Here is a 25,347-nt window from a genome sequence, read left to right on the forward strand (position 1 = left end):
TGTTGGTTGCCAACTCGTCGCGCTAGCAGCCGTCGGCGTTTGGCCGGCCCTCGATCCAGGTTTCGAGCACGCGCAAATCGTCACCGAGATGTACGAGGCTCGCGAGATAGCCTGGCGCGATGCGGCCTAGCTCCATGTCGCGTCGTAGAAACGTCGCCGGAATGCGGGACGCCATCGCGAGGGCGTCAGCGAGATCGAGCCGCACGTCGTTGACCGCGTAGCGTACGGCTTCGTCCATGGTCAGAACGGAGCCCGCGAGCGTTCCATCCTCGAGCCGCAGGTAGCCGTCTGCGCGAGTGACGCGGCGGCCCTGTAAGTTGAACTGATCCGGCCCACCGGCCGCCGGTGGCATTGCGTCCGTAATCAGCATGAAGCGGTCATGCCGCTTGGCGGCGAAGGCGATACGCAGGTTCGCCTCGTGGACATGATGACCGTCCGCGATGATTCCAACGAAAGCCTCGTCGAGATCGAGCGCCGCGCCGACCATGCCTGGCTCGCGTCCGGCGGGCGCACTCATCGCATTGAAGAGATGGGTGAACGCCCGTGCGCCGGCTTTGACGGCCGTGCAAGCCTCTGCGTAGCTTGCATTGGAGTGGCCGAGCGAAATGAGCACGCCATGCTGCGCGAGTTTGGCAATGTCCGCTGCTCCGACCCTGTTAGGCGCGAGCGTCAGGATGACGGCGCCACAATTCGCCTCGGCGATCGTCGCGATGTCGCTCGGCTCGAGATCGCGGATATAACCGAGCTCGTGTGCGCCCTTGCGGAGGGGATCCAGGAATGGGCCTTCCAGATGGATGCCGAGCGTCGCCGGAGTCCGTTGTCGCGCCTCGCGCGTCGCGGCGATGGCCGCTGCCATCACCTGCGGCGTATCGGTCACCAGCGTCGGTAACAACCCAACGGTGCCGTACTTGCGATGCGCTGCGGCGATTTGAGCGATGCCCTCAGGCGTTGGGTCGTCGTTGAACAGGATTCCGCCGCCGCCATTGACCTGCACATCGATGTAGCCGGGCGCAAGCAGGCCGCCGCCGAGATCGTGCACCTCGCCGTGAGGCCTATCGGTATGGGGCACGATTGCGGCGATGCGGGCGCCTTCGATGACGACCACGTGGTCATCGAGAAAACGTTCGCCATCAAAAATCCGCGCGCCGGACAGAACGCTCATCAAACAGTCTCCGTCACCTTGCGCAAATTGCGCGGGCGGTCGGGATCGCGCCCGAGCCGGAGCGCAAGCGCCTCGGCAAGGCGGTAGAAGCGGTGGATCATGACGATGGGCTCCAGGAGCGTTGCCTCGACCTTTGCCGTCGCGAGACGATCCTCCTCATCGATACCGCCCGCTTCGATTGCAATCACCGTTGCGCCGGCCTTGGTCAGCGCCGTGAGCGTCGGCAGCATGCCTTCGCGCGCCGCGTCGGACGGCAGGAAGGCGATGACGGGGAAGCCCGGGGCTACGAGTTCGGCCGGGCCATGCAGCACCTCGGCCGCGGAATAAGCCTCGGCGTGAATCGCGCAGGTTTCCTTGAGCTTCAGCGCCGCCTCCGCGGCGATCGCAAGCGTGGCACCGCGACCGAGCACAAAAGCGCTGCGGGCATTTGCGAGCCTCTCGAGCATCGCCGCGGGTGGCGCCGTCCCTTGACCGCGCAGAATGCCAGGCAAGGCGGCGAGGGCGTCTGCGAGTTGCCGGTCCTCGCGCCAGGCCGCGACAAGGCTCGCGCCCGCGACAAGACCCGCAATCATCGATTTGGTCGCGGCGACGGAACGTTCCGTGCCTGCGCACAACGGCAGCAGCAGTTCGGCCTCTCGCGCCAGCGGAGAGTCGACGTCGTTGACCAGTGCGACGGCAAGCGCACCGCCGAGTCGTGCGGCGCGCTGCATTTCGACGATGTCCGGGCTGCGTCCCGATTGCGAGATCGCGACGGAAACGCCGCCTTCGAGCCGCATCGGCGTACGATAGAGTGTCGCGATGGAGGGGCCGATGGAGGCACAGGGTACGCCCGAAACGATTTCGACGAGGTATTTCAGATAGAGCGCGCAGCAATCCGACGAGCCGCGGGCGATGGTTGCGACGAGGGGCGGGTCGAGGGTGCGCAGGCGCGCTCCCAGCTTGGCGAGCGGCTCCGCATTCTCGCTGAGCTGCCGCGCGACCGCATCGCCCGACTCGCCGATCTCCTGAAACATGAGGGTCGTCATCGCTGCGACTTTCGGGCCGGTGGTGACAGCGTGAGTTCAGAGACGAAATCATACGCATCGGCGCGGTACCAGGATTTCGTGAATTCGACGCAGGATCCGTCGGCGAGATAGGCGATACGCTGGATATAGAGCGCCGGGCTGTTCGGTGCGACGCCGAGCAGTTCGGCATCCGTATGATCGAGGAGGGTCGCACGTAATCGCTGCAGGCCCCGGGTGGGCTTGAAGCCGTTCGCGGAGAGCGCCTCGTAAAGCGAATCGCCGACTGACTCCTGTTCAGGAAGAAAACCGATCGGCACGGCGGCGCGCTCGATGGCCATGGGCGAACCGTCGGCCAGGCGCAAGCGTCCCAGTCGGAACACCCGTTCGTTCGGCCGTACGCCAAGCATCATGGCCTCTTCCGGCGTCGGGAGGAACACGCCGCGCTCGAGCTCGCGTGAGCTCGCCTCCAATCCGCGCAGCCGCATGTCTTCCGTGAAGCTCGTCAGGCGCGAGGAGGGCTGTTCGACGCGCGGCGTTGCACGATGGATGAAGGTGCCGGCGCCATGACGGTGAAACAGCACCCCTTCGGCGATCAAATCGGCAATCGCCTTGCGCAACGTGGTGCGCGATACCTCGAGCAGCTCGCACAATATGCGCTCGGCCGGAAGCAATTGCGTCTCCGCGAACCGTCCGGTCTCGATCTCGCGCCGAAGCGCGTCGACCACGGCCCGATAGAGTTTCTGGCCTGGCGCCGTCTCGACCGTCATGGACATTGCGGGTCCTCCGCGAGCGTTCCACCGGCGAGCAGGATTGCGCCATCGACTGCGTCGCGCCGCGGCGGCGCGAGGCGCTTGGCCACATCAGGCGGCAAGAAGGGCCGCAAGGGCTCACCGAAGCCGCCGGCAAGCGCAATGCGCTGCGCGCCGAGCGCCGTCAGCGCGTTTGCAAGCGTCGCGATCGCACCGGCTGCCTCGCCGACGATTTCGCGCGCGCGCATGTCTCCGGATCTGGCGACGTCCAGGATCTGGGGTGCAAAGGCGCCGTAGTCTCTGGGTCTCGCGTCCGCTGCCCAGCGGCTCATCCGTAACGGGTCGTCTTCGAAATGACGCCCGAGCGCTTGCGCGAGCCCGCTCATCGGTTCGAGGCCATCAATCGCACGCAGCGTCGCGCGCAACGCCGACTCGCCGAGGCGTGCGGCAGATCCGTCATCGCCGAGCCAGAAACCGCGTCCGCCAATGATGGTCGTTCGAGCTCCCACGCGAGCGATGCCCGCCGAGCCCGTGCCGGCGATGATGAGGCCGCCGTCGCCAAGGCCATTGGCACCAACGCAGGCGGCGACAGCGTCGTTGACAGCGACGATGCGGGCAAAGCCGGGCAGGGCGGCGGAGACGCGCTCGGCTTCCCTGTCGTCCGAAAGCCCCGCAAGGCTAAGGCCGACTGCGATCTCCTGCCTTGGCGCGCCGGCACTGATCGCGGATTCGATGGTTTCGCGCACGACGCGCATCGCCTCGTCGAAGTCGAGATAGATGTTCGAAGCCGGCCCGAGCCCGCGCCCGAGCTCTTGGCCTGACGAATCCCGCAGTCTCGCGCGGCAACGGGTGGCGCCGCCGTCTACTCCGAGAAAGAACCGGGCTGTCGCCAAGGAGCCTCCTAAAAATATTCTTAACGCCTCTAGACAAGTGGTATGTCACGTGGCTAAAACGAATACAAGAGGTATCTACCATTGGTATTCACGATGCTGGTACTGCCGAGCGCGGAGACGGGAGAGAGGTGCGGCGACACCGCTGACATCGTGACGACCGATGAAGCGGTGTTTGCAGACGCGATGCTTGCCTCCTACCGCCGGGCGATTGCTTCGGTTGCGGCTGCCTCAAAGGACATTCGCACGGCGGCACTTCGGCTCGCCGCCATTTGGCGGGCCGGCGGGCGTCTGGTCTTTGCCGGTGCGGGGTCTTCGGGCCTTGCGGCGGCCGCGGATGCTGCCGAGCTTCCCGGTACGTTCGGCCTTGACCAGAGCCGCATCGCAATTGTTCTGCCCGGCGGGACCGCCGAGCCATTTCGCATCGACGGCGCGGCGGAGGATGATGCTGTAGCCGGCGAGAGGTCCATGACCGAGCTTGGCGATCTCTCCCGCGACGCGGTGATCGCCGTCTCGGCAAGCGGCTCGACGCCGTTCACCGTCGCCGCGGCCGCAGCGGCGCGCAGGCGCGGCGCCTTCGTGGTCGGCATCGCGCACCATCCGGCCTCTCCGTTGCTCGCAGGCGCCGACGCCTCGATCCTGCTCGAAAGCGGGGAGGAGGCGCTGCGCGGCTCGACGCGGCTTGCGGCCGGAGCCGCGCAAAAGGCCGCGCTCGGCATGCTCTCATCATTGATGGGACTCGAGCTCGGTCACATCCACCAGGGGCTGATGGTCAACCTGAAGGCCGATAATGCGAAGTTGCGGGAACGGGCGCGCGGGATCGTCGCATCGATCGCTGGTGTCAGCGATGCCAAAGCGGCGGCGGCGTTGCTTGAGGCAGGCGGCGATGTCAAGCCAGCGGTGCTGATTGCCCACGGCATCGCCAGCATGAGCGAAGCCGTCAACTGGCTCGCCGCTGCAGAAGGCCGCATAGACGACGCGTTGCGCCGCGCAAAGGTCAACGAAATCGAGGGCGAAGGCCCGAACAAGGGAGCGTAGCATGAGACGGACATTCAAGGCCGCATTGGGAACTGAGGTTGCCGCGTTGGCGTTGCTCGCGGGGCTGGCGTCGGCCCAGGCAGGTTCATTGAAGATCGAGAGCTGGCGTAACGACGACGCCGATATCTGGAATTCGAAGATCATTCCCGCTTTCAACAAACACTATCCCGACATCAAGATCGAATTCGCGCCGTCCGCGCCCAAGGAATACAACGCCGCTCTCAATGCGCGGCTCGATGGTGGCACCGCCGGCGACCTGATTACCTGCCGTCCGTTCGACGCCTCGCTCGCGCTCTATCAGAAACATCAGCTCGATGCTGTCGACGGCATCAAGGGCATGGACAATTTCTCTGATGTCGCGAAGGCCGCGTGGCAGACCGACGATGGCAAGACCACCTTCTGTGTTCCGATGGCCTCCGTGATCGCAGGGTTTATCTACAACAAGGAAGCATTCGCCAAACTCGGCGTGTCCGAGCCGAAGACGCTCGACGAATTCCACGCCGTGCTCGAGAAATTCAAGAAGGACGGGACCTATGTCCCGCTGGTGATGGGCACGGCTGATCAATGGGAGGCCGCGACCATGGGATTCCAGAATGTCGGTCCGGACTATTGGAAGGGCGAGACGGGTCGCGCCAATCTGATTGCCGGCAAGGAGAAGCTCACCGATCCGCAATACGTTGCCGCCTTTAAGGAGATCGCGAACTGGGCACCGTATCTTGGATCGGGTTTCCAGGCGCAGACCTACGCTGACAGCCAGAACCTGTTCTCGCTCGGCAAGGGCGCAATCTATGCGGCTGGCTCGTGGGACATCTCGACATTCCGCGGCCAGGCGAAGTTTGCCATGGGGGCATTCCCGCCGCCGCAGCCGGCCGGCACGGCGGATTGCTATATCTCCGATCACACTGACATCGCGATGGGTGTCAACGCAGCTTCGAAGAACAAGGAAGATGCGAAGAAGTTTCTGGAATGGCTAACGACGCCGGAGTTCGCAACGATCTACGCCAACGCGCTTCCCGGCTTCTTTCCTCTCGCCAAGACGCCGGTGAAGGTCGATGACGACGTCGCGGCGACGATGGTCGGCTGGCGCCAGACCTGCAAGTCGACGATCCGCAACTCGTATCAGATCCTGTCTCGCGGTACACCAAACCTGGAAAACGAGCTTTGGAACGTGTCGGCGCAGGTCGTCAACGGCAAGCTGACGCCCGATGCTGCCGGCAAGCAACTGCAGGACGGCCTCGACAAGTGGTACAAGCCTGCCAAATGAAGCCAGTCCCTCTCTCCGCGCTTGCGGGGAGAGGGATTTTCCTTGTTCGACCTGCCTCCATACTTCGCTGACTCGCGGCACCGGCCGCAGGCGCGGAGAGGGACGATAACGCACGCTAGGTTCAATCTCTTCCCGTCATGCCCGAATCCGTTTCGAACATCACTGCCCAGATGCCTCGCGCAAAACTCGCGGGCCTTCTGCTGTTCTTTCTCGGGCCGGCGGTGGCGATCTATACCCTATTCTCGATCTATCCGCTCGTTGCGACGATGACGCTCTCCACCTATACGAGCGATCCGTCGGGAGCCCGGTCTTTCGTCGGGCTCGCCAATTTCGCGACGCTGCTCGGCGATGCGCTCTGGTCGAAGCCATTCTGGAATGCCTTCGGAAACAATCTGATCTTCTTCGCCGTGCACATGTGCGTGCAGAATCCAGTCGGTATCGCGCTCGCTGGATTGCTGAGCCTGCCGGGTCTGAGGCTCAAGGGATTTTATCGCACAGTCATGTTTCTGCCCACGATGCTTTCGGTTGTCATCGTCGGCTTCTCCTGGAACCTGATCCTTTCCCCGCTATGGGGCGTCGCTGCCGGCGCCTTGAAGGCCGTGGGTCTGGGCTCGCTGTTTGCTCCCTGGCTGGGGCTCGAATCGAGCGCGCTCGTGACGCTGTCCCTCATTTCCGTGTGGCAATTTGTCGGCATCCCGATGATGCTGATCTATGCCGCCCTGCTCAACATCCCCGAAGAATTGATCGACGCGGCACGCGTCGACGGGCTCGGACATTTCCGCATCTTCTTCCACATCAAGCTTCCGCTGGTCCTGCCGACGATCAGCCTGGTCTCGGTCTTGACCTTCGTTGCCAACTTCAACGCGTTCGACTTGATCTATTCAATCAAGGGCGCGCTTGCGGGGCCGAATTTCGCGACCGACATTCTCGGCACCTTCTTCTACCGCACCTTCTTCGGCAATCAGCTGCAGCTCGGCAATCCGACCATGGGCTCCGCGGTCGCGACCGTCATGTTCCTTATCATCCTCGTCGGCCTCTGCCTCTATCTCTTCTTCGTGCAGCGGCGCATCCGCCGTTACGCTTTCTGAAAGGGACGGCGGGATGACGGCGGAGCAGCGCGCAAGGAGCCTGAGCGTTCATCTCGTCCTGATCGCCTATAGCCTGCTGGCGGTCGGTCCAATCCTGCTCGTGGTCATGAATTCGTTCAAGGTGCGCAGCGCCATCTTCGGCAGCCCGCTTGCGCCGCCGGACGCCACGACTTTCAGCCTCGTCGGCTATGAGAAGGTTTTTCGCTCCTCCCATATCCTGACCTACTATTCGAATTCGCTGATCGTGACCCTCGTCAGCATGGGGCTCGTGCTGCTGTTCGGCGCGATGGCGGCCTGGGCGCTGACCGAATACCGCTTTCGCGGTTCGACGGCGCTGGCACTGTTTCTGTCGATCGGCATCATGGTTCCGATCCGGCTCGGGTCCGTCGCGATCCTCAATATGATGCGGTCCGCCGGCCTCAACGACACGCTGACGGCCTTGATCCTCGTCTATGTCGCGCAGGGGCTGCCGATGTCGATCTTCATCCTGAGCGAGTTCGTTCAGCAGATCCCCAAGGACCTGCGCGACGCGGCACGCTGCGACGGCGTGCCGGAAACCCGCATCTTCTTCGAGGTGGTCCTGCCTCTGCTGCGCCCGGCGATCGCGACGGTGGCCGTCTTCACGATCGTGCCGATCTGGAACGACCTCTGGTTTCCATTGATCCTGACGTCGAGCGATTCGACCCATACGGTGACGCTCGGCGTGCAGCAGTTTCTCGGCCAATACATCACCGACTGGAATTCCGTGCTCGCCGCGCTGTCGATGGCGATCTTGCCTGTCGTCATCATCTACGTGATCCTCTCGCGCCAACTCATCGCAGGCCTCACCTCCGGCGCAGTCAAATAGGTTGTCAAATGGCCAATCTGCGCATCGAGCACCTCAACAAGCGTTATGGCGCGACGACAGTGCTCAACGATGTCAACCTGAGCATCGAGGACGGTGAGTTCGTCGTTCTCGTCGGCCCTTCAGGTTGCGGCAAGTCGACGCTGCTGCGCATGATTGCCGGGCTCGACGGTGCATCGGGCGGCGACATCCATATTGCCGGCAAGCTCGTCAATACGCTCGCGCCTGCCGAGCGTGGCATCGCCATGGTGTTTCAGTCCTACGCGCTCTATCCACACATGAACGTGCGCAAGAACATGACGTTTGGGTTGAAGTTCACCGGAGTCCCGCCCGCTGAGCGCGATCGGCGCGTCTCGGAGGCGGCCCGCATGCTGCGACTCGATGAGCTGCTCGAGCGCTATCCACGCGATCTCTCCGGCGGCCAGCGACAACGCGTCGCGATCGGCCGCGCGATCGTGCGCGAGCCGGCCGTTTTCCTGTTCGATGAGCCGCTCTCCAATCTCGATGCGTCCCTGCGCGTCTCGACGCGCGTTGAGATCGCGAATTTGCACAGGCTGCTGAAATCCACCATCGTCTATGTCACGCACGATCAGGTCGAGGCAATGACACTCGCCGATCGGATCGTCGTGATGAACAAGGGTTGCATCGAGCAGGTCGGCAGGCCGCTGGATCTCTACTATGCGCCCGCCAATCTGTTCGTTGCCGGCTTCATCGGCTCGCCTGCGATGAATTTCTTCGAGGCCAAGGTCGGCAGTGTGGAGGGCGGATGCGCACGTGTGACTGGACCCGGCTTTCGTAACTTCGATTTGCCGGCGCCCTCATTGAAAATCGGCGACACGCTGACGGTCGGCGTCCGTCCGGAGCATCTTGTCCGGGGCGCCGACGGCGGATTCGTCGCCGAGGGCATCGTTGAGCTGGTCGAACGGCTTGGCGAGGCCTCGTTCGCCTATGTGCGCCGCGTCGACGGCAGGATGTTCGTTGTCGAGATCCGCGGCCGCCAGACGCCGGCGCCAGGCGAAACGGTGACGGTCGTTGCGGCGACTTCCGACGTGCACGTCTTTAATGCTTCCGGGTTGCGCGTTGCCTCATAGATCGGCTAACGGTGCGACTTCGGTTGCATGCAGGTTCGGTGGCGCGATCGTTCAATCATGACAAATGTCGTACGCTATCTGACCCATCCTCAGGTGAGTATCGATCCGTCGATCCCCGTTCCGCGCTGGGGTCTGAGTGCGGTTGGGAAGGCGCGTACAGAAGCCGTGACGATCACCGGATCGCTGTCGGCTACCACGCGGGTCGTCTCCAGCGGAGAGCGGAAGGCGATCGAGACGGCTGAGATCATTGCCGCAAAGCTGGGCGTTGACGTAGAGGTGTGCGATGCGATGCATGAGAACGACCGATCGGCCACGGGCTTCCTCGTCCCCGACGAGTTCGAGGCAGTGGCCAATCAGTTCTTCGGGCACCCCCGCATCAGCGTTCGTGGCTGGGAACGAGCGATTGACGCCCAGTTGCGCATTGTCCAGGAGGTAGAGCGCGTATTGGCGCACGACAGGCCGGGTGATGTGCTCCTTGTCGGCCACGGTGGCGTTGGTACTCTCCTATACTGCCATTATTCCGGTTTTGCGATTGCTCGCGCCCATGACCAACCCGCTGGCGGCGGTTGCTTCTTCGCGTTTCGACTGCATGATCGTCGCGTGTTGCATGCGTGGCGTCGCCTCGAAGAGCTGTGATTTTCGCGAAGGGCAATCCCGATTGGACGATCCGTAGGAGTTCCCGAGCCAGTGGCGCTGGGCGCATCAGCCGCAGGCTTTGTCTCCGACGCGTTCGGACGACGCCAGACCGCGACACGCGGCGGCGGTGACGATCTTGCTGCGATCAGGCAGGCCACATCGTCTCTCGCGAGGGCGTCGAGAGGGTTGCATCCGTGAGCTTCCGAGGCGAAGAAACGTTGCAATGAAGGCACGACATCAAACGAAGGCGAGCATCTTACAACCGCCTCCGTCGAGACAGGAGCAGACCAATGACAAAAGCCGAGATTCGATTTCCGATCGACGGCCGAACCCGCAAGATGTTCATCGATGGCGCATGGGTAGAAGCCCGCTCGGGGAAGGTCTTCGAGACGCGCAATCCTGCGACAGGCGAGGTGATCGGTTGCGTGCCGCGTGGCGACGCGGCCGACATCGGCCTTGCCGTCACCGCGGCCCGTCGGGCGTTTGATGGCCCGTGGAGCCGCTTCAAGCCGTTCGAGCGGCAAGCGCTGCTGCTGCGGATCGCCGACCTCTTCGAGAAGCACTGGGAGGAGATCAGCCAGTCCGACACGACTGACATGGGCATGCCGATCGTCAGGACGCGGGCGAACAAGCTTCGCGTGCTCGGCATGCTCCGATATTACGCCGGCATGGCCACCGCGATCCACGGCCAGACGATCGACAATTCGCTTCCGGGTGACATCGTCTCCTTCACGCGAAAGGAGCCGGTGGGTGTCGTTGGCGCCATCATCCCCTGGAACGCGCCCACGGCGGCATCGGTGTGGAAGATCGGCCCTGCGCTCGCGACCGGCTGCACCATCGTGCTCAAGCCCTCCGAAGAGGCGCCGCTGACGCCACTGCTGATCGCGGATCTGATGAACGAGGCGGGTGTGCCGCCCGGCGTGGTCAACGTCGTGACCGGGACCGGACAGGAGGCGGGTGCGCCGCTGGCCGAACATTCCGGCGTCGACAAGATCGTCTTCACTGGCTCGACAGCAACCGGACAGGCCATCGTTCGCGCCTCGGCCGGCAACCTCAAGCGGGTGGCGCTCGAGCTCGGTGGAAAGTCGCCGGTCATCGTCTGTGCCGACGCGGATCTCGACAAGGCTGTGCCGATTGCCGCGATGGCCGCATTCGCCAATTCGGGCCAGATCTGTATCGCCGGCTCCCGTTTGTTCGTCGAACGATCGATCCACGACGAGCTGGTCGAACGGCTCGGCAAGTTTGCTTCGGCCCTGAAGATCGGCGATGGGGCCGATCCCACAACCGAGATCGGACCGATCGTGTCCGAGCGACAGCTCGACAAGGTCGAAGGATTCCTGCGGAGCGGGCGCGACGAGGGTGCGAAGCTCGTGGCGGGAGGCCGAAGACTGAAAGAGGGCGCGCTTGCGAAGGGCAATTTCGTCGAGCCGACCGTGTTCGCCGGCGTCTCCGACAACATGCAGATCGCCCGTGACGAAATCTTCGGTCCGGTCATTTCCGCTCTGCCGTTCGACACGCTGGACGAAGCCGTGACGCGTGCCAATGCGACGCCGTATGGGCTCGCGGCGGGTCTGTTCACGCGCGACGTGAGCAAGGCCCATATCATCTCGCGCAGTCTGCGCGCCGGATCGGTCTGGGTGAACACCTATCACGCCATCGACCCTGCCTTGCCCTTCGGCGGTTACAAGATGAGCGGATATGGACGAGAAGGCGGTACCGAGCAGCTCGATGAATACCTGAACACGAAGGGGGTCTGGATCAAGCTGGATTGATCCGGACGTTCGCCGGCTCGCGGCACGCGCGCGTGGATCCTGCCATAAGAATTCGCTATGGCGGCAGACCGCAGTCGTGCTTCCCCCGCCCGCAGCTGCAAATCTATTTTTTACTGTCGGCCGCAGCAAAAAATTCCAAGAGCAAGATCGCAAAAGCGGCGGAGTGGTCAGGCGCATAGATTTGCAGCAGCAATGGAGCGGGGAAATGACGATTGAGTTGAGCCGACGGGGTTTTTGCATCGGGACCGCCCTGATTGGACTGCAATCCGCTTCCTCCATTGCCTTCGCCCGAACTGAGGATGGCACGGTCAAGCTTGGCCTCGTCGCACCGATGAGCGGTCCGAACGCCAGATATGGCGCTTTTTCGCTGCGCGGCGCCGAGATGGCGGCGAAAGAGATCAACGCAGCCGGAGGCGTCGGGGGCCGCAAGATCAACGTCATGCCCGCGGACAGCCAGGGAACGCCGGTCGAGGGCGTTTCGGCGACCCGGCGCCTGATCGACCAGAACCAGGTCGACTACATCATCGGCGACGTCTCGAGCTCGGTCACGCTGGCCATGCAGCCGGTCGTCGAGGACGCGGGTGTGCTGCTCCTCAATGCGGCGTCGTCCAACCCCATGATCACCTACAAGGCCGGTGTCGGCGGCTTCAAATGGACCTTCCGCAACTATCCGACCGACGAGAACCGCGCGCTGATCGTGCTGCAATACGCCGCCGAGAAGAAGGGCTTTACCAAATACGCTGTCCTCTCCGTCGACACCGACTATGGGCGCGCGGCCATCGCCTTCACCAAGAAGTACCTGCCTCGCTTCAACAGCCAGATCCTGACCGAGGATTACTATAAGGAAGGTGAAGTCGATTTCCGCAGCGTGCTTTCCAAGATCCGCGATTCCGGCGCCCAGGCCATCATCATGTATGGCAATGCAGATTCGACGCCCATCGTCGGTCGACAGATGATCGAGGTCGGGATCGCCGGCAAGATTCCGCTGATCGGCAATGCCGAGTTCAATACGGCAAGCTCGATCAAGGCGGCACCGAAGGCGCTCGAAGGAGCCATCGAGGCGGCGGCCTGGCTTCCGGCGTACGACTCCCCGAAGAGCAAGGCCTTCGTGGAGAAGTTCATCGCCGAGTACGGCGAGGCGCCAAACAATCACGCCTATGTGCATTGGGAGACGGTGCATCTGCTGGCCAAGGCGATCGAGCAGGCCCAGAGCATCGACCGCGAGAAGGTCCGCGCCGCGCTCTCCGCCATCCACTACGATAGCGCAGTTGGCGAGGTGACGTTCGACGATCACAATCAGGCCCGCTTGCCGATGATCCTGCTGGAGATCGAGCACGGCAAGCCCGCGATCAAGGGAGCCTACTCGGCCGAGATCGACTATCCGAAGTAAGGCAAAGCAACGAGACTCATATGTTCTACACGGTCATCGAGCAGGTCGTTAACGGCATCGTCTCCGGATCAGTCTACGCGATCGTTGCCGTTGGCATGACGATGATCTTCGGCGTGTTGCGCGCCATCAATTTCGCCCATGGCGAATACTACATGCTGGGGACCTTCGGCGCCTGGTTCGCGATCGACTATTTCGATCTGCCTTATCCGGTGGCGATCGTGATCGGCGTGGTGGCGACGGCATTGATCGCCGTCGTCGTCGGCAATCTCGTGATGCAGCGGATCGTGGGAGCGCCAGCCGAGGCCGGGGTGCTCGCGACCCTCGGCGTCGCGCTGATCCTCCAGAATACCGTTATCCTGGTGTTCGGTGGCAGCTACAAGTTCTTCTCCGGCGGCTATATCGAGCCGGTGACGCTGTTTGGCTTCACGCTGGCCGAGCAGCGCATCCTCATCATCATCGTCGGCCTCATCGTGTTCGTCGGCCTCGAACTGATGGTCACCTACAGCCGGATGGGCAAGGCGATGCGCGCGGTCTCGCAGAATATCGAGTGCTGTGCGGTGGTCGGCATCGACGTCCGACACATCGCGCTGTGGACCTTCATCCTCGGCGCCGGCCTTGCCGGGCTGTCAGGTGTGCTGACCGCGCCCGTCAACGTCAGTGTCTACGGCGGCATGGGCGAACTCATCACCTTCAAGACGCTGCCGATCATCATCATGGGCGGACTAGGCAATGTCCGTGGCACCTTCGTCGCGGCGATGATCCTCGGCATCGCCGAGAGCCTGGTCGCGACCTATGTCGGGTTGCAGTTCCGCGACACCGTCGGCTTTGCAACCCTGATGCTGGTGCTGATGTGGCGTCCGCACGGGCTGTTCTCCGCGCAGGCGCGCTTTTGATCGCTGGGATGTGACATTGACCGAGATTGTCCGAGACCAGACCATGACACCGGCAGAAAGCCCAGTGGCGAAGACCGGAACGGATCTGCGCGTCGCGTTCGGCCTTGCGCTGGCAGCGCTGGCCTGCCTGGCACCGCTGTTCCTCGGGAACTACCCGCTGCATGCAATCATCATCGCGTTGATCTTCCTGCTGCCGGCTCATGGTCTCAATCTGCTGCTCGGATACACCGGGCTGCTGTCGTTGGCGCAGGCAGCGTTCTTCGGCATCGGGGCCTATGCCTCGGCGCTGCTGGCGGTGCATTTCGGCACCCCGTTCTATCTGAATTTCCTCGCCGCCGGGCTCATCGCCGGTGCGATCGCGCTTCCGCTCGGAATTCCCGCTTTGCGCCTGCGCTCGACCTCGTTCGTGATGTGCACGCTCGGCTTCGTGATCATCGGGCAGGCGATTGCGAAAAACTGGATCAGCCTGACGCGTGGCGACATGGGCCTGGCCGCAATACCGAAGCCCTACTTTGCGCTAGGGCCGGCTTCATTCACGGTCTCCAGCACCGTCGGTTTCTATTATCTGGTGCTCGCGATCGCGGCGCTGGCGACCTTGGCGATCTATCTGATCGTGCGTTCGCCCGCGGGGCGCAACATGATCGCCATCCGCGAAAACGAGACGCTGGCTGAATCCGTGGGCATCCCCACCTGGTACTACAAGCTCATCGTGTTCATGATCAGCGCCGCGTTTGCCGGGCTCGGCGGCAGCCTCTATGCGCATTACCTCACGGTGGTGAGCCCGCTGACCTTCCAGATGTATTATTCGACCACGATGTTGATCATCGTGCTCGGCGGCGGCGCAGGCACCATCTCGGGCGTCATCTTCGGCAGCCTGCTGTTCGTCGGTCTCACCGAAGCCCTGCGCGTCGCGCCGGAACTGCGCATGATCGCCTACGGCTTCTTCCTGCTCGCCCTCGTCTTCTATTTCCCGAACGGTTTCGCGCCGCTGATCGGCCGTTTCTGGTCATTCCTCGAGAGGCGCAAATGAGCGGGCTGCCGATTCTCGACATCTCCGGGCTCTGCAAATCCTACGGCGCGGTGCGCGCGGTCGACGGTGTCGACCTGCACGTCAACCGCGGCGAGATCTGCGGGCTGATCGGACCAAATGGTTCCGGAAAGTCCACTTTCTTCGATTGCGTGACCGGGCTTGCGAAGCCCAGCGCAGGTGCTGTGAAGCTCGATGGCCAGGACATCACCGGCTGGTCGCTGAACGACATTGCGCGGGAAGGACGCATGCTGCGCTCGTTCCAGAAGACGGTGGTGTTCTCTGCGCTCGATATCGAGGAGAACCTCGTCATCGCCGGCCAGATGTTTGCCTTCCCTGGAATCCTGTCGACCTTCGGGATCGGCGCCGCCGCGCGCAATCGCATTAAAGCCCTGCGGGAACGGGCGCGCGAGCTGATCAAGATCGCCGGCCTCTGGGACGTGCGCTTCCAGCCCGCGGGAAAGCTTTCGGGCGGACAACAGAAGCTGATCCAGTTTGCTTCCATGCTGATGCCGGAGCCGAAGCTCATCCTGCTCGACGAGCCCATGGCGGGCATCAATCCGAAGCTGATCGAACGTGTGGTCGAGAGCATTCGTCTTGCCAACACCTCGTTCGGCGTCAGCTTCTTGATCATCGAGCACAACATCGACGTGGTCACCAGCCTGTGCCGGCGCGTGGTCGTGCTCGATCAGGGGCGCAAGCTCGCTGAGGGAACACCGGACGAGATCGTCCAGAATCAGGCGGTGCGGGAGGCCTATCTCGGTGGCTGAACCCTCTCTTTCGATCAAGGGACTGCGCGCGGGCTACGGCTCGCTCGATATCCTCAACGGCGTCGATCTCGATGTGCCGCAGGGGCAGTTCGTTGCGCTGATGGGTCCGAATGGGGCAGGAAAATCGACGCTGCTCAAGACGCTTTACGGCATGACGACCGTCAAGGGCGGCAGCATCAACTGGCGGGGCAAGGACATTTCAGCCTTCAAGTCCCGCGCAATCCTGGCCGAAGGCATCTCCTGGGTGCCGCAGGGCCGTTGCAACTTTCCGGTGATGACGGTCGACGAGAATCTGCAGATGGCCGCCTACACGCTGCGCGACAGGAACGTGAAGGCGGAGCGCGACTATGTCTACGACTTGTTCCCGATCCTGAAGACACGCCGCAACACGCTGGCGGGCAACATGTCCGGCGGCGAGCAGCAATTGCTCGAGGTCGCAATGGCTGTGTTGCAGCGGCCAAAGATCCTGCTGGTCGACGAACCCTCGGTCGGCCTGTCGCCGACTGCGATCGGCGTCGTGTTCGACGAGCTGCTGCGTATCAACGCGGCCGGCCAGACCATCCTGCTGGTCGAGCAGAACACCAAAAAGGCCATGCAGGTCGCTCAGCGCGCCGTCATCCTGCGGCTCGGCAAAGTGATCTGGGACGGGCGGCCCGCAGACATCACCCACGACGAGCTCGGCGAGCTGTTCCTCACCGGCCGCATGCGCGGCGAGACCGACGTCGAGCACTGACACGACTTACAATCAAAAGGACGACCACAGTGACGATCTTCGTGCCGGCCGCGCGCGTCTCGCGCATCAAGATATCCCCGACCACCGCGGCGTCCGCGCGCGTGCGCGAGCTGAAGGCTGCCGGCCGCGACATCGTCGACATGGCGATCGGCGAGCCTGACTTCGACACGCCCGACGACGTCAAGGCGGCGGCGCACGCGGCGATCGATCGCGGCGAGACGAAATATACCGCCGTCAACGGCACCGTGGCGCTGCGCAAGGGGATTATTGCCGACTACAAGCGTCGCCTCGGGCTCGACTATAGTGACAACGAGATCTGCGTCGGCGGCGGCGCCAAGCAGATCCTGTTTCTCGCGTTGATGGCGAGCGTGGAGGAGGGCGCCGAGGTCATCATTCCCGCGCCGTACTGGGTCTCCTATCCCGACATGGTCATTGCCAACGACGGCAAACCGGTGATCGTCCGCTGCTCCGAGAACCAGGGATTCAAGCTGACGGCTGATGCGCTGGAGGCCGCTATCACGCCGAGGACGCGGTGGCTGATCCTCAACGCTCCCTCAAATCCGACTGGAGCTGCCCATTCCCGCAGCGATCTCGAAGCGCTCGGCGCTGTGCTGTCGCGCCATCCCGACGTCCTCGTGCTCTCGGACGATATTTACGACCAGATCTGGTACCGCGACGAACCGGCGACGACGCTTGCGGCGGCGGTGCCCGCGTTGAAGGATCGCATCCTGCTGACCAACGGCGTGTCAAAGACCTATGCCATGACCGGATGGCGGATCGGTTATGCCGCCGGCCCCGCGCCGCTGGTTTCGGCGATCAACAAGCTGCAATCGCAGATGTCGTCGTGCCCATCGTCGATCAGCCAGGCCGCTGCGGCCCATGCGCTGACCAGCGACCAGTCGTTCGTGCGCGACAGCGTCAAGCTCTACAAGGAGCGGCGCGATTATGCCTGTGCACGGCTGAACGCAATCCCGGGCCTGTCCTGCCTCGTGCCTGACGGCGCGTTCTATCTCTATCCCGGCTGTGCCGGCGTGATCGGCAAGACCACGCCCGAAGGCAAGGTCATCGAGAACGATCTCGACTTCGTACTTTATCTTCTGGACGGTGTCGGCGTTGCTGCGGTGCAGGGCGCGGCCTACGGGCTCTCGCCGTATTTCCGCCTGTCGATCGCGACCTCGATGGAGGCGATCAAGGAGGCCTGCGACCGTATCGAAAAGGCCTGTCGGGCGCTTCGTTGAGCACGCCGGGGCGCGGACCGAAGAACCAGGGGCGCTTCGCGAAGAATCTCATTGAAATCAACAGGCTAGATAAAGGATATTGCTGGTCAGAGTGACATCCTCAGAGCCGGTATTCGACACATATGAGCGTCGATTTCAGGAAGCTGAAAAGCTTTGTCAAAGTCGTCGATGCCGGAAGCGTCTCGCGCGCGGCCGGCCTGCTGCGCACGGCGCAACCGGCGCTCTCGCAGCAGATCGCTGCTCTTGAGAGCCACTTCAAGCACAAGCTGCTTCTGCGCAGCAATCACGGCATTGTCCCGACCGAAGCCGGCCTGATTCTCTATCGTCACGCCCAGTTGCTGTTGAAGCAGATCGAGCAGGCGCAGATCGACATCGACCAGTCGACCAAGGCACTGGCAGGGCGCGTGTCGATCGGACTTGCGACCTATTCGGCGTCGAGCACGCTATCGCTGCCGATTCTGAAAGAGATGTCGGCTCTGCATCCGCAGATCATCGTCCATATCAACGATAGTTTCGGTCACGTGCTCAGCGAGCTCATCATGACCGGCAAGATGGATATGGCCATGATCTACGGTTCCGGGCCAATCAAGGGCGTCAAGCTCCAGCCGCTGTTTCGCGAGGAGCTGTATCTCGTGTCGCGCGCCGAGACCGCGAAGAAGTCGACGGACGAGCCGCTGCCGCTGTCGGCGCTGGCCGACGTCAAGCTGCTGCTGCCAAGCCAGGGGCATTTTTTGCGCCGCCTGATTGATGAATCGCTCGCGCGCGCGAGGGTAACGCCGAACGTCGCCTCCGAGATTGAATCGGTCTCGGCACTCGGCGCGGCCGTGACCGAGGGGTTGGGCTCGACCATCCTGCCGGCCTCGGTCGCCGCCGCCAGCGCGTCGAGCTTTGCGGGTGTCGAGGTGCGGCGCCTGGTGCGCCCCGCCATCGAGGCGACCGTGTCCTTGTGCGTCTCCGATCATCTGCCGCTGTCGGAGCCCGCGCTGGCCACGCGCTCGGTGCTTCTGACAGTCGTCGAGAAGCTGATGCGCAGTCATCCGCAAGGCATTCGGGCGGTCTAAGCAGAACGCTTGCCATCTATGGCACGAGCATCGACGCAGCTCGGCTGCATTGTGCCGGTTTCGCTATGCCATAAACAAAACCTATGGCGGCAGACGGGAGTTGTGGTGGTCGCGTGCGGCCGCATTTCCTACCCTCGAAAACAATCGCTTCGAGGAAAAAGATGGCCAAGCTCGCATTCGATACCGGGGGAACCTTCACCGATTTCGCGCTGCTCGACGACAAGGGCGAACTTCATCTCCACAAGGTGTTGAGCACACCGGCCAATCCGGCCGAGGCCGTGGTTCGCGGGGTGTCCGAACTGCTCGCGGAATTCGGCGACGTCGTTGACCTCGATGGCCTTCAGGTCTTGGGGGCGACCACCGTCGTCACCAATGCGGTGCTGGAGCGCAAGGGCGTCAAGACCGGATTCATCTCGACCGCCGGCTTCCAGGACATGCTCCGCATCCGCAACGAAGGACGCTACGATCTCTACGACCTGAACTTGAAATATCCGGATCCGCTGGTGACGCGCGCGAACAGCTTCGGTGCGATCGAGCGCATATCGGCGGACGGCGAGGTCGTCACGGCGCTCGAGGAGGAGACGGTCCGCGAGATCGCCGGCCGATTGCGCGAGGAAGGCATCAAGTCCGTCGCCGTCTGCCTGCTGCACGCCTACAAATATCCTGATCATGAGCAGCGCATCGCGTCGCTGCTGCGCGAGGAATACCCCGGTATCTTCGTGTCGCTGTCGTCGGAAGTTTGCCCGGAGGTTCGTGAGTTCGACCGCGCCTCGACCACCGTCGTCAACGCCTACACGCGGCCGCAGATGTCCGGCCACGTCGCGCATCTCGAGCACGAGTTCGCCGCGAAGGGTATCCATCGCCAGGTGCTCTGGATGACGTCGTCGGGCGGCCTCGTGCCGAGCAGCCGGGCTGCGGAGCTGCCGGTACGGCTCATTGAATCGGGCCCGGCCGCCGGCGCCGTTGCAGCTGCCGAATTCGGCCGCATCGCGGGCGAGGGCAGCGTGCTGTCGTTCGACATGGGCGGCACCACCGCAAAGCTGTGTCTGATTCCGAACGGCGAACCGACGGTCGGCACTGATCTCGAGGTTGCGCATTATCATCGCTTCCGCAAAGGCTCGGGCTTTCCCCTGAAGATCCAGTCGATCCGCATGATCGAGATCGGCGCTGGGGGAGGCTCGATCGCAGCGAAGAATCCGCTCGGTCTGCTCGACGTCGGTCCGCGTTCGGCGGGCGCGCTGCCGGGGCCGGCCGCCTATCAGCGCGGCGGCACCGAGCCAACCGTGACCGACGCCGATATCCTGCTCGGCTATATGGGCACCGAATCCTTCGTCGGCGGGTCGTTCAAGGTTTCCAAGGACGCCGCCCTCTCGGCCATGTCGAAGCTCGCAGCTTCGCTCGACGTCAGCGTGCCGCGCTGCGCCTTCGGTATCCACGATCTCGTCAATGAATCCATGAGCAAGGCGGCGGCCGTGCATGCGACCGACCTCGGCGTCGATCCGCGAAGCCTGCCCATGGTCGCCTTTGGCGGCGCCGGTCCCGTGCATGCCTATGGCATCGCGCGCAAGCTCGGTATCAAGCGCATCATCTGCCCGACCGGCGCCGGTGTCACCTCGGCGATCGGCTTGTTGATTGCTCCCGTTGCGGTGGACCTCTCCGCGAGCTTCCCGATGCAGGTCGACAATTGGGATTTCGCTACGATGGATCGCCTGCTCGGCGACCTCTCCGCGCAAGGGGCGGACGTCGTGCGCGCCGCGGGCGTCGCCCCGGACACGATCACCAACAGCTACACGGTGGACATGCGGCACGTCGGCCAGGGCCACGAGATCACCGTTGCATTGCCGGATCGCAGCCTGCCGCCGGAGCAATTCCACGAGGAGCTGCTCGGCAATTTCTACAAGCTTTATCGCGAACTGTTCGGGCGCACCGTTGCTGGTTCATCCGTCGAGGTCATCACCTGGCGTCTGCGCTCCAGCGGCAAGAAGGATCAGGTGACTCGCCCCCATGCGCGCGATGTTGCCGAGGCCAGGAAGGGCGCACGTTCGGTCTATTTCAGCGAAGCTGGCGGCTTCGTCGATACGCCGGTCTACGATCACTACAAGCTGCCGGTCGACGGGAAGATCCAGGGCCCGGCGATCGTCGAGCAGCGGGAATCGACCGCTGTCGTCGGACCGAGCGGAACGGCTCACGTCGACGTCAACGGCAATCTCGTGATCAACATCGCCTGAGGACCACGCCCCATGTCCGTGAATGCTGCCGATTTCAATGATCCCATCAATCTGCAGGTGATGTGGAATCGCCTGATCTTCATCGCCGATCAGGCCGACATCGTGCTCGGCCGAACCGCATTCTCGCCGATCGTACGCGAAAACCACGATTATGTGACCGTGCTGCTCGACAGCCGCGGCCGTGCACTGGCCCAATGCACCTGGTCGATCCCTGTGTTCATCACCTCGCTGCCGGTGGCGGCGCAGAAATACTTCCTGCCGAAGTTTCCGGCCGAGACGTTGCAAGAGGGCGACGTGCTTGCCACCAATGATCCTGAGATCGGCACCGGTCATTTGCCCGATGTCACGATGATCACGCCGATCTTCAAGAACGGCAAGGTCGTGGCCTACGCCGGCTCGATCGCGCATCTTCCTGACATCGGCGGCGCACCCCTGCATTCCGAAGCCAGCGATATCTTCGAGGAGGGTATCCGCTTCCCGATCGTGAAGCTGCACAAGGCCGGCGTCCCCAATCAGGACGCGCTCGACATCATTGCCGCGTCCGTTCGGCTTCCCACCGAAGTGATGGGCGATCTTGAATCCATGGTGGCGGCCAACAATGTCATGGGCCGCGAGCTGGTCAAATTCCTGGACGAGTATGGTCTCGACGGGATCGACGAGCTGGCCGACGCGATCCACACCCGCTCCGAAGCGCAAACCCGGCGCGCGATCCGGCAATGGCCGAACGGTACCTACAGCGCCGAGGTCCTGCTCGACGGATACGATACCGATGTGACCCTCAAGGCCGCGGTGATCGTCCGCGACGATTCCATTCATGTCGACTACACCGGAACGTCGGAGCAGATCCTCCACTCGATCAATTGTCGCACCAACTATCGCTACGCGCATTCGGTCTATGCGCTGAAATGCCTGCTGGACCCCGATACGCCGAACAATGAGGGTTGCATCACGCCGATCACGGACGAGGCGCCGCTCGGTTCCATTCTCAATCCCGAGGAATGGACCGCTGGCAATTCGCGTAACCTGATCGGGCATGTGATTCCGTCGCTGATCTTCAAGGCGCTGGAAGGCGTGGTGCCTGATAAGGTGATGGGCGATAGCGGCGGTGCGCCGATCTGGGCCGCCAATTGCGTCGGACGGCGCGACGATGGTTCGCAATATGGTTCGGTGCAGAATTTTCACGGCGGGCAGGGCGCCCGCGCCGAATTCGACGGTCTGGACACCCTGAGCTTCCCGTCCAATTGCCGGGTTACGGCGATCGAGATGTTCGAGATCGCGGTCCCTGCGCTCACCGAGTGCAAGGAGCTGATCGCGGATTCCGGCGGCGCCGGTAGGAGCCGCGGCGGTCTCGGCCAACGCGTCGTGTTGCGCAACCTCGGGCGCAACCCGATGAACATTTATCTGGCGTCAGAGCGCGTGCGACACCCCTGTTTCGGTGTCGTCGGCGGCAAGTCCGGGAGCGCCGGCAAGGTGTACAGGAATGGCGAGCCCCAGTTTCCCAAGGGCAAGGTCGTGCTGAAGACCGGCGACCGCCTGGAAGTCGAGACGCCCGGTGGCGGGGGCTGGGGGCGCACAGCCGATCGTACGGCGGCCGCGATCGAGCTCGACCTCGCCGAAGGCTTGATTACGCCCGAGGCGGCGAGGCAGATTTACGGCTATCAGAGCTCCAGCGTGGCGGCGACCGCAGCCGAATAGGGGAAACATGGGTCTGCTCGATGGAAAGGTCGCACTCGTTACCGGTGCCGGAACGGGGATCGGCCGCGAGACCGCGATCCTGCTCGCAGGGGAGGGCGCAACGGTTGTCCTGACCGGACGCCGGATCGAGCCGCTGCGCGACGTCGCCGCGATCATCGAGAAGGCCGGCGGAAAGGCTGTCGCTCACGAGCTGGACGTGGCATCGCGCGAGGCGATCCTGGAGACGGTCGCCTGGGCCAAGCGCAACGTCGGAGCGATCGACATTCTCGTCAACAATGCCGGCAGTGCCAGCAAGGTGTTGAACGCGCGTTTCCTCAGCGAAGTCGAATGGAACGCCACGGTGAATGTCAATCTCACCGCAGTGTTCAACCTGACGCAGGCCGTTCTGGAGGACATGATTGCCAGGACGGAAGGCACGATCATCACCGTGTCGTCGCTCGCGGTGGTGAATCCCAATCTGCTCGGCGGCGCCGCCTATGGTGCGGCCAAGGCCGGTGTGAAGAACTTCATGACTTTCCTGCACAACACCTACCGCAACCAGGGTATTCGTGCGACGACCATCCTACCGGGCGAGACGGATACGCCGATCATGGACAATCGCGCGCGGCCGCCGCTCGACAATGAGCGTGCCGTGATGCTGAATCCGCACGACGTCGCGCGCGCGGTCCTGCTCTGCGCAAGCCTGCAAAAGGGTGCAGTCATTCCGGAGCTGCATATCTGCCCGACCTTCATGCGCGACACATCGGCGGATATCGAGGTGGCCCGCTGGGTTGGCGCGCCCGCGGATCTGAAAGACAAGCCAAAGAGCTAGAGAGGACTTCCCATGAACGGAGCCAGGCTGCGCGAACGTCTTGCCAAGGGCGAGGCGGTGACGATGCTCACGCCGCATCATGCCTCGTCGGGATTGGCGGTCCGGCTCATCGAGCTCGGGGCAGACGCCATATTCGTCGATTGCGAGCACGGCACCTGGAGTTTCGAGGACGTGCGCGTGGCAGCGCAAGTCATCCGTGGTGCAGGCGGCGCGGCGATCGTGCGCCCGCATTCGCATGAGCGGCCAGTCCTCATCCGCTACCTCAATGCGGGCGCTGATGGCCTCATGGTGCCGATGGTCGACACGGCGGAGCAGGCGCGCGCAATCGTCGATGCTGTGCGATATGCCTGTCCCGCCGACCACCAGAAGCGGTTGATCATCGCGATGATCGAGACGCCTCAGGCAATCGACAATATCGATCAGCTTCTCACGGTGGAAGGCATTGACGTGTTCTTCATTGGCCCCGGCGATCTCTCTCAGAACATGGGATATCCGCCGGCCCCTGCGTTCGGTGAACCGAGGCCCCAAGCAGTGATCGATCGGGTCGAGTTTGCCGTGAAAAAGATTTGCGCGGCGGGCAAGATCGCCGGGACGCTGGTGACATCAGACGAACTGCCGTTTTGGCTCGGGCGCGGCGTCAAATATTTCTACATTCATTCGGACCCATTCCTGCGGATTGGTCTCGCCGGAATCAAGAAAGCGCTTGGCCGGTAAGCTCGCGGCATCGGGAGGGGCGCCACGCGGGGAATCGGGATGTGCCGATCGGCAAAAGCGACGTCTTGCCGATCGTCAGCTGCTTTGCCGATGGAGCAGGGTGAAGCGCGTATCGATGACGGCCTGTTCTGACCCGGCGTCGGGGTGCAGGAGCCGTGCGATGATCAGCCGCGCGGCTTCCTTCCCGATCAGGTCGCCGGGAGGGCGGATCGTCGTAAGCGACGGATTTGCGGACGCGCTGAAGCTCAAATCGCCGAAGCCCACCACCGATAGGCGATCGGGGATGGCAATGCCCAGCCGCTGGCATTCGAAGATCACGCCGAGGGCGATGTGGTCGTTGGAGCAGGCAATCCCATCGACGTGCGGAAAGCGATGCATGGCCTCACCGAGTAGCATCGCGCCGACCTCTGCGCTCGCCGGCGCAGGGTGCTGGATGATCTCTGCGGTGACGTCAGGTGCGTTTCGCGCCGTCTCGACGAAGCCTTGGGCCCGCCGCGCGGCGCGGCGATCCTCATGGAGCCGGGCGCCAAGAAACAAGAGCCGCTTGCGTCCTCGCTGCAACAGATGCGACGCAGCGGTCTGACCGACCTGGCCGTGGTGAAAACCGACTGCCATGTCCATGGTCGGGGAGCCGAGCTCCCAGATTTCGACAACTGGCACCTTGCTGTCGCGGAGCAGCCTGCGTGTTGCGGTGCTATGCGAGAGGCCGGTCAAGACGACAGCGGCAGGGGCCCAGGAGAGTGCCGTGCGGACCAGATTCTCCTCGTCGTGCTCTTTGTACTCAGTGTGGCTGAGCATCACCTGAAGTCGCTGCTTGCCGAGCTCGTCCTGCAGGGCCGCGACGGTCTCGGCGAAGAACGCATTGCGGACGGATGGCACGATGATGCTCACGACGCGCGATGAGGCCGCCGCCAGGCCTCCGGCCATCAGGTTCGGCACGTAGTCGAGCGCTTCGATGGCGCGTGCGATCGACTCGCTTGCCGCCGCCGAGACCGCATCGGGCTTTCTGAAATAGAGGGATACCGTGGAGGGCGACAGCTCCGCGCGCGCCGCCACATCCATGATCGTGACCCGTTGCATCTTGCGCCGGGTGCGTATGGGCTTTGGTGCCGCCATCTCTACAGTGGCTCGAATAATAGCGCTATTATATAGCTGAAGCGTCCGATTGATACAATCATGTTCTCCAACAGGATGATATTTGTATTATTATCAGTCATATAGAACAGGACTATGCCCCTTTATCCTCTGG

General features: G+C 63.1%; 24 protein-coding genes. 18 read left to right on the forward strand and 6 right to left on the reverse strand.

Features of this window, described 5'->3' with window-relative positions; genetic code table 11:
* Positions 1-22: 22 nt before the first annotated feature.
* From nagA to QA645_RS12690, 4 genes are read right to left on the reverse strand one after another with little or no spacing between them, the layout of a single operon-like run.
* Positions 23-1,162, reverse strand: a complete 1,140-nt coding sequence (gene nagA, locus QA645_RS12675; protein WP_283050568.1) for an N-acetylglucosamine-6-phosphate deacetylase — start codon at positions 1,160-1,162, stop codon at positions 23-25.
* The gene (locus tag QA645_RS12680) at positions 1,162-2,187 is read right to left on the reverse strand and encodes an SIS domain-containing protein (protein WP_283050569.1); all 1,026 of its coding nucleotides are present in this window, start codon (positions 2,185-2,187) and stop codon (positions 1,162-1,164) included. The genes nagA and QA645_RS12680 overlap by 1 nt, the downstream gene beginning before the upstream one ends.
* Positions 2,184-2,939 (reverse strand): GntR family transcriptional regulator, encoded by a 756-nt coding sequence (locus QA645_RS12685; RefSeq protein WP_254133059.1) that lies wholly within the window; start codon positions 2,937-2,939, stop codon positions 2,184-2,186. The genes QA645_RS12680 and QA645_RS12685 overlap by 4 nt, the downstream gene beginning before the upstream one ends.
* A complete protein-coding gene (locus tag QA645_RS12690; RefSeq protein WP_283050570.1) occupies positions 2,930-3,808 on the reverse strand; it encodes a BadF/BadG/BcrA/BcrD ATPase family protein in 879 nt (292 codons plus the stop codon). Before QA645_RS12690 ends, QA645_RS12685 begins: the two co-directional genes overlap by 10 nt.
* A 93-nt stretch (positions 3,809-3,901) precedes the next feature.
* Between QA645_RS12690 and QA645_RS12695 the strand changes: the two genes are divergently transcribed.
* From QA645_RS12695 to QA645_RS12725, 7 genes are all read left to right on the forward strand, one after another.
* A complete protein-coding gene (locus QA645_RS12695) occupies positions 3,902-4,843 on the forward strand; it encodes an N-acetylmuramic acid 6-phosphate etherase (RefSeq protein WP_283050571.1) in 942 nt (313 codons plus the stop codon).
* Position 4,844: 1 nt separating this feature from the next.
* On the forward strand, positions 4,845-6,107 hold the full coding sequence (locus QA645_RS12700; protein WP_283050572.1) for an ABC transporter substrate-binding protein: 1,263 nt from the start codon (positions 4,845-4,847) through the stop codon (positions 6,105-6,107).
* Between the two features lie 137 nt (positions 6,108-6,244).
* Entirely contained in the window at positions 6,245-7,195 is a 951-nt protein-coding gene (locus tag QA645_RS12705; protein WP_254133055.1) for a sugar ABC transporter permease, read from the forward strand.
* A gap of 13 nt (positions 7,196-7,208) precedes the next feature.
* A complete protein-coding gene (locus tag QA645_RS12710; protein WP_254133054.1) occupies positions 7,209-8,042 on the forward strand; it encodes a carbohydrate ABC transporter permease in 834 nt (277 codons plus the stop codon).
* Between the two features lie 8 nt (positions 8,043-8,050).
* Complete coding sequence (gene ugpC, locus QA645_RS12715) at positions 8,051-9,130, forward strand: sn-glycerol-3-phosphate ABC transporter ATP-binding protein UgpC (protein ID WP_283050573.1); 1,080 nt, start codon at positions 8,051-8,053, stop codon at positions 9,128-9,130.
* Positions 9,131-9,187: 57 nt separating this feature from the next.
* Positions 9,188-9,766, forward strand: coding sequence for a histidine phosphatase family protein (locus QA645_RS12720; protein ID WP_283050574.1), 579 nt, complete (start codon positions 9,188-9,190; stop codon positions 9,764-9,766).
* Positions 9,767-10,056: 290 nt separating this feature from the next.
* Positions 10,057-11,538 carry an aldehyde dehydrogenase family protein gene (locus QA645_RS12725; protein ID WP_283050575.1) on the forward strand — a complete coding sequence of 494 codons (1,482 nt, stop codon included), beginning with the start codon at positions 10,057-10,059 and terminating at the stop codon, positions 11,536-11,538.
* Positions 11,539-11,641: 103 nt separating this feature from the next.
* On the opposite strand, the gene QA645_RS12730 is transcribed toward QA645_RS12725, so the two are convergent.
* Positions 11,642-11,803 carry a hypothetical protein gene (locus QA645_RS12730; protein WP_283053673.1) on the reverse strand — a complete coding sequence of 54 codons (162 nt, stop codon included), beginning with the start codon at positions 11,801-11,803 and terminating at the stop codon, positions 11,642-11,644.
* Between QA645_RS12730 and QA645_RS12735 the strand changes: the two genes are divergently transcribed.
* The 11 genes from QA645_RS12735 to QA645_RS12785 all read left to right on the forward strand — a co-directional run bounded on the left by QA645_RS12735 (position 11,744) and on the right by QA645_RS12785 (position 24,098).
* Complete coding sequence (locus QA645_RS12735) at positions 11,744-12,928, forward strand: ABC transporter substrate-binding protein (protein WP_283050576.1); 1,185 nt, start codon at positions 11,744-11,746, stop codon at positions 12,926-12,928. The genes QA645_RS12730 and QA645_RS12735 overlap by 60 nt on opposite strands.
* A gap of 20 nt (positions 12,929-12,948) precedes the next feature.
* A complete protein-coding gene (locus tag QA645_RS12740) occupies positions 12,949-13,821 on the forward strand; it encodes a branched-chain amino acid ABC transporter permease (RefSeq protein ID WP_254133049.1) in 873 nt (290 codons plus the stop codon).
* Positions 13,822-13,837: 16 nt separating this feature from the next.
* Positions 13,838-14,851 carry a branched-chain amino acid ABC transporter permease gene (locus tag QA645_RS12745; protein ID WP_283050577.1) on the forward strand — a complete coding sequence of 338 codons (1,014 nt, stop codon included), beginning with the start codon at positions 13,838-13,840 and terminating at the stop codon, positions 14,849-14,851.
* Complete coding sequence (locus QA645_RS12750) at positions 14,848-15,618, forward strand: ABC transporter ATP-binding protein (protein WP_283050578.1); 771 nt, start codon at positions 14,848-14,850, stop codon at positions 15,616-15,618. Before QA645_RS12745 ends, QA645_RS12750 begins: the two co-directional genes overlap by 4 nt.
* Positions 15,611-16,351 (forward strand): ABC transporter ATP-binding protein, encoded by a 741-nt coding sequence (locus QA645_RS12755; RefSeq protein WP_254133046.1) that lies wholly within the window; start codon positions 15,611-15,613, stop codon positions 16,349-16,351. Before QA645_RS12750 ends, QA645_RS12755 begins: the two co-directional genes overlap by 8 nt.
* Positions 16,352-16,380: 29 nt before the next feature.
* The gene (locus QA645_RS12760) at positions 16,381-17,589 is read left to right on the forward strand and encodes an aspartate transaminase (RefSeq protein WP_283050579.1); all 1,209 of its coding nucleotides are present in this window, start codon (positions 16,381-16,383) and stop codon (positions 17,587-17,589) included.
* A gap of 122 nt (positions 17,590-17,711) precedes the next feature.
* Positions 17,712-18,650, forward strand: a complete 939-nt coding sequence (gene nac, locus QA645_RS12765) for a nitrogen assimilation transcriptional regulator NAC (RefSeq protein ID WP_254133044.1) — start codon at positions 17,712-17,714, stop codon at positions 18,648-18,650.
* Between the two features lie 161 nt (positions 18,651-18,811).
* Positions 18,812-20,878 carry a hydantoinase/oxoprolinase family protein gene (locus QA645_RS12770; RefSeq protein ID WP_283050580.1) on the forward strand — a complete coding sequence of 689 codons (2,067 nt, stop codon included), beginning with the start codon at positions 18,812-18,814 and terminating at the stop codon, positions 20,876-20,878.
* A gap of 12 nt (positions 20,879-20,890) precedes the next feature.
* Entirely contained in the window at positions 20,891-22,573 is a 1,683-nt protein-coding gene (locus QA645_RS12775) for a hydantoinase B/oxoprolinase family protein (RefSeq protein WP_283050581.1), read from the forward strand.
* A 7-nt stretch (positions 22,574-22,580) separates the two neighbouring features.
* Positions 22,581-23,384 (forward strand): SDR family NAD(P)-dependent oxidoreductase, encoded by an 804-nt coding sequence (locus QA645_RS12780; protein ID WP_283050583.1) that lies wholly within the window; start codon positions 22,581-22,583, stop codon positions 23,382-23,384.
* Positions 23,385-23,396: 12 nt separating this feature from the next.
* A complete protein-coding gene (locus tag QA645_RS12785) occupies positions 23,397-24,098 on the forward strand; it encodes an aldolase/citrate lyase family protein (RefSeq protein ID WP_283050584.1) in 702 nt (233 codons plus the stop codon).
* Between the two features lie 75 nt (positions 24,099-24,173).
* Here the strand turns inward: QA645_RS12785 and QA645_RS12790 are convergent, their stop codons facing one another.
* Complete coding sequence (locus QA645_RS12790) at positions 24,174-25,214, reverse strand: LacI family DNA-binding transcriptional regulator (protein WP_283050586.1); 1,041 nt, start codon at positions 25,212-25,214, stop codon at positions 24,174-24,176.
* Positions 25,215-25,347 lie beyond the last annotated feature (133 nt).

The sequence above is a fragment of the Bradyrhizobium sp. CIAT3101 genome, from assembly GCF_029714945.1.
GTDB lineage: Bacteria > Pseudomonadota > Alphaproteobacteria > Rhizobiales > Xanthobacteraceae > Bradyrhizobium.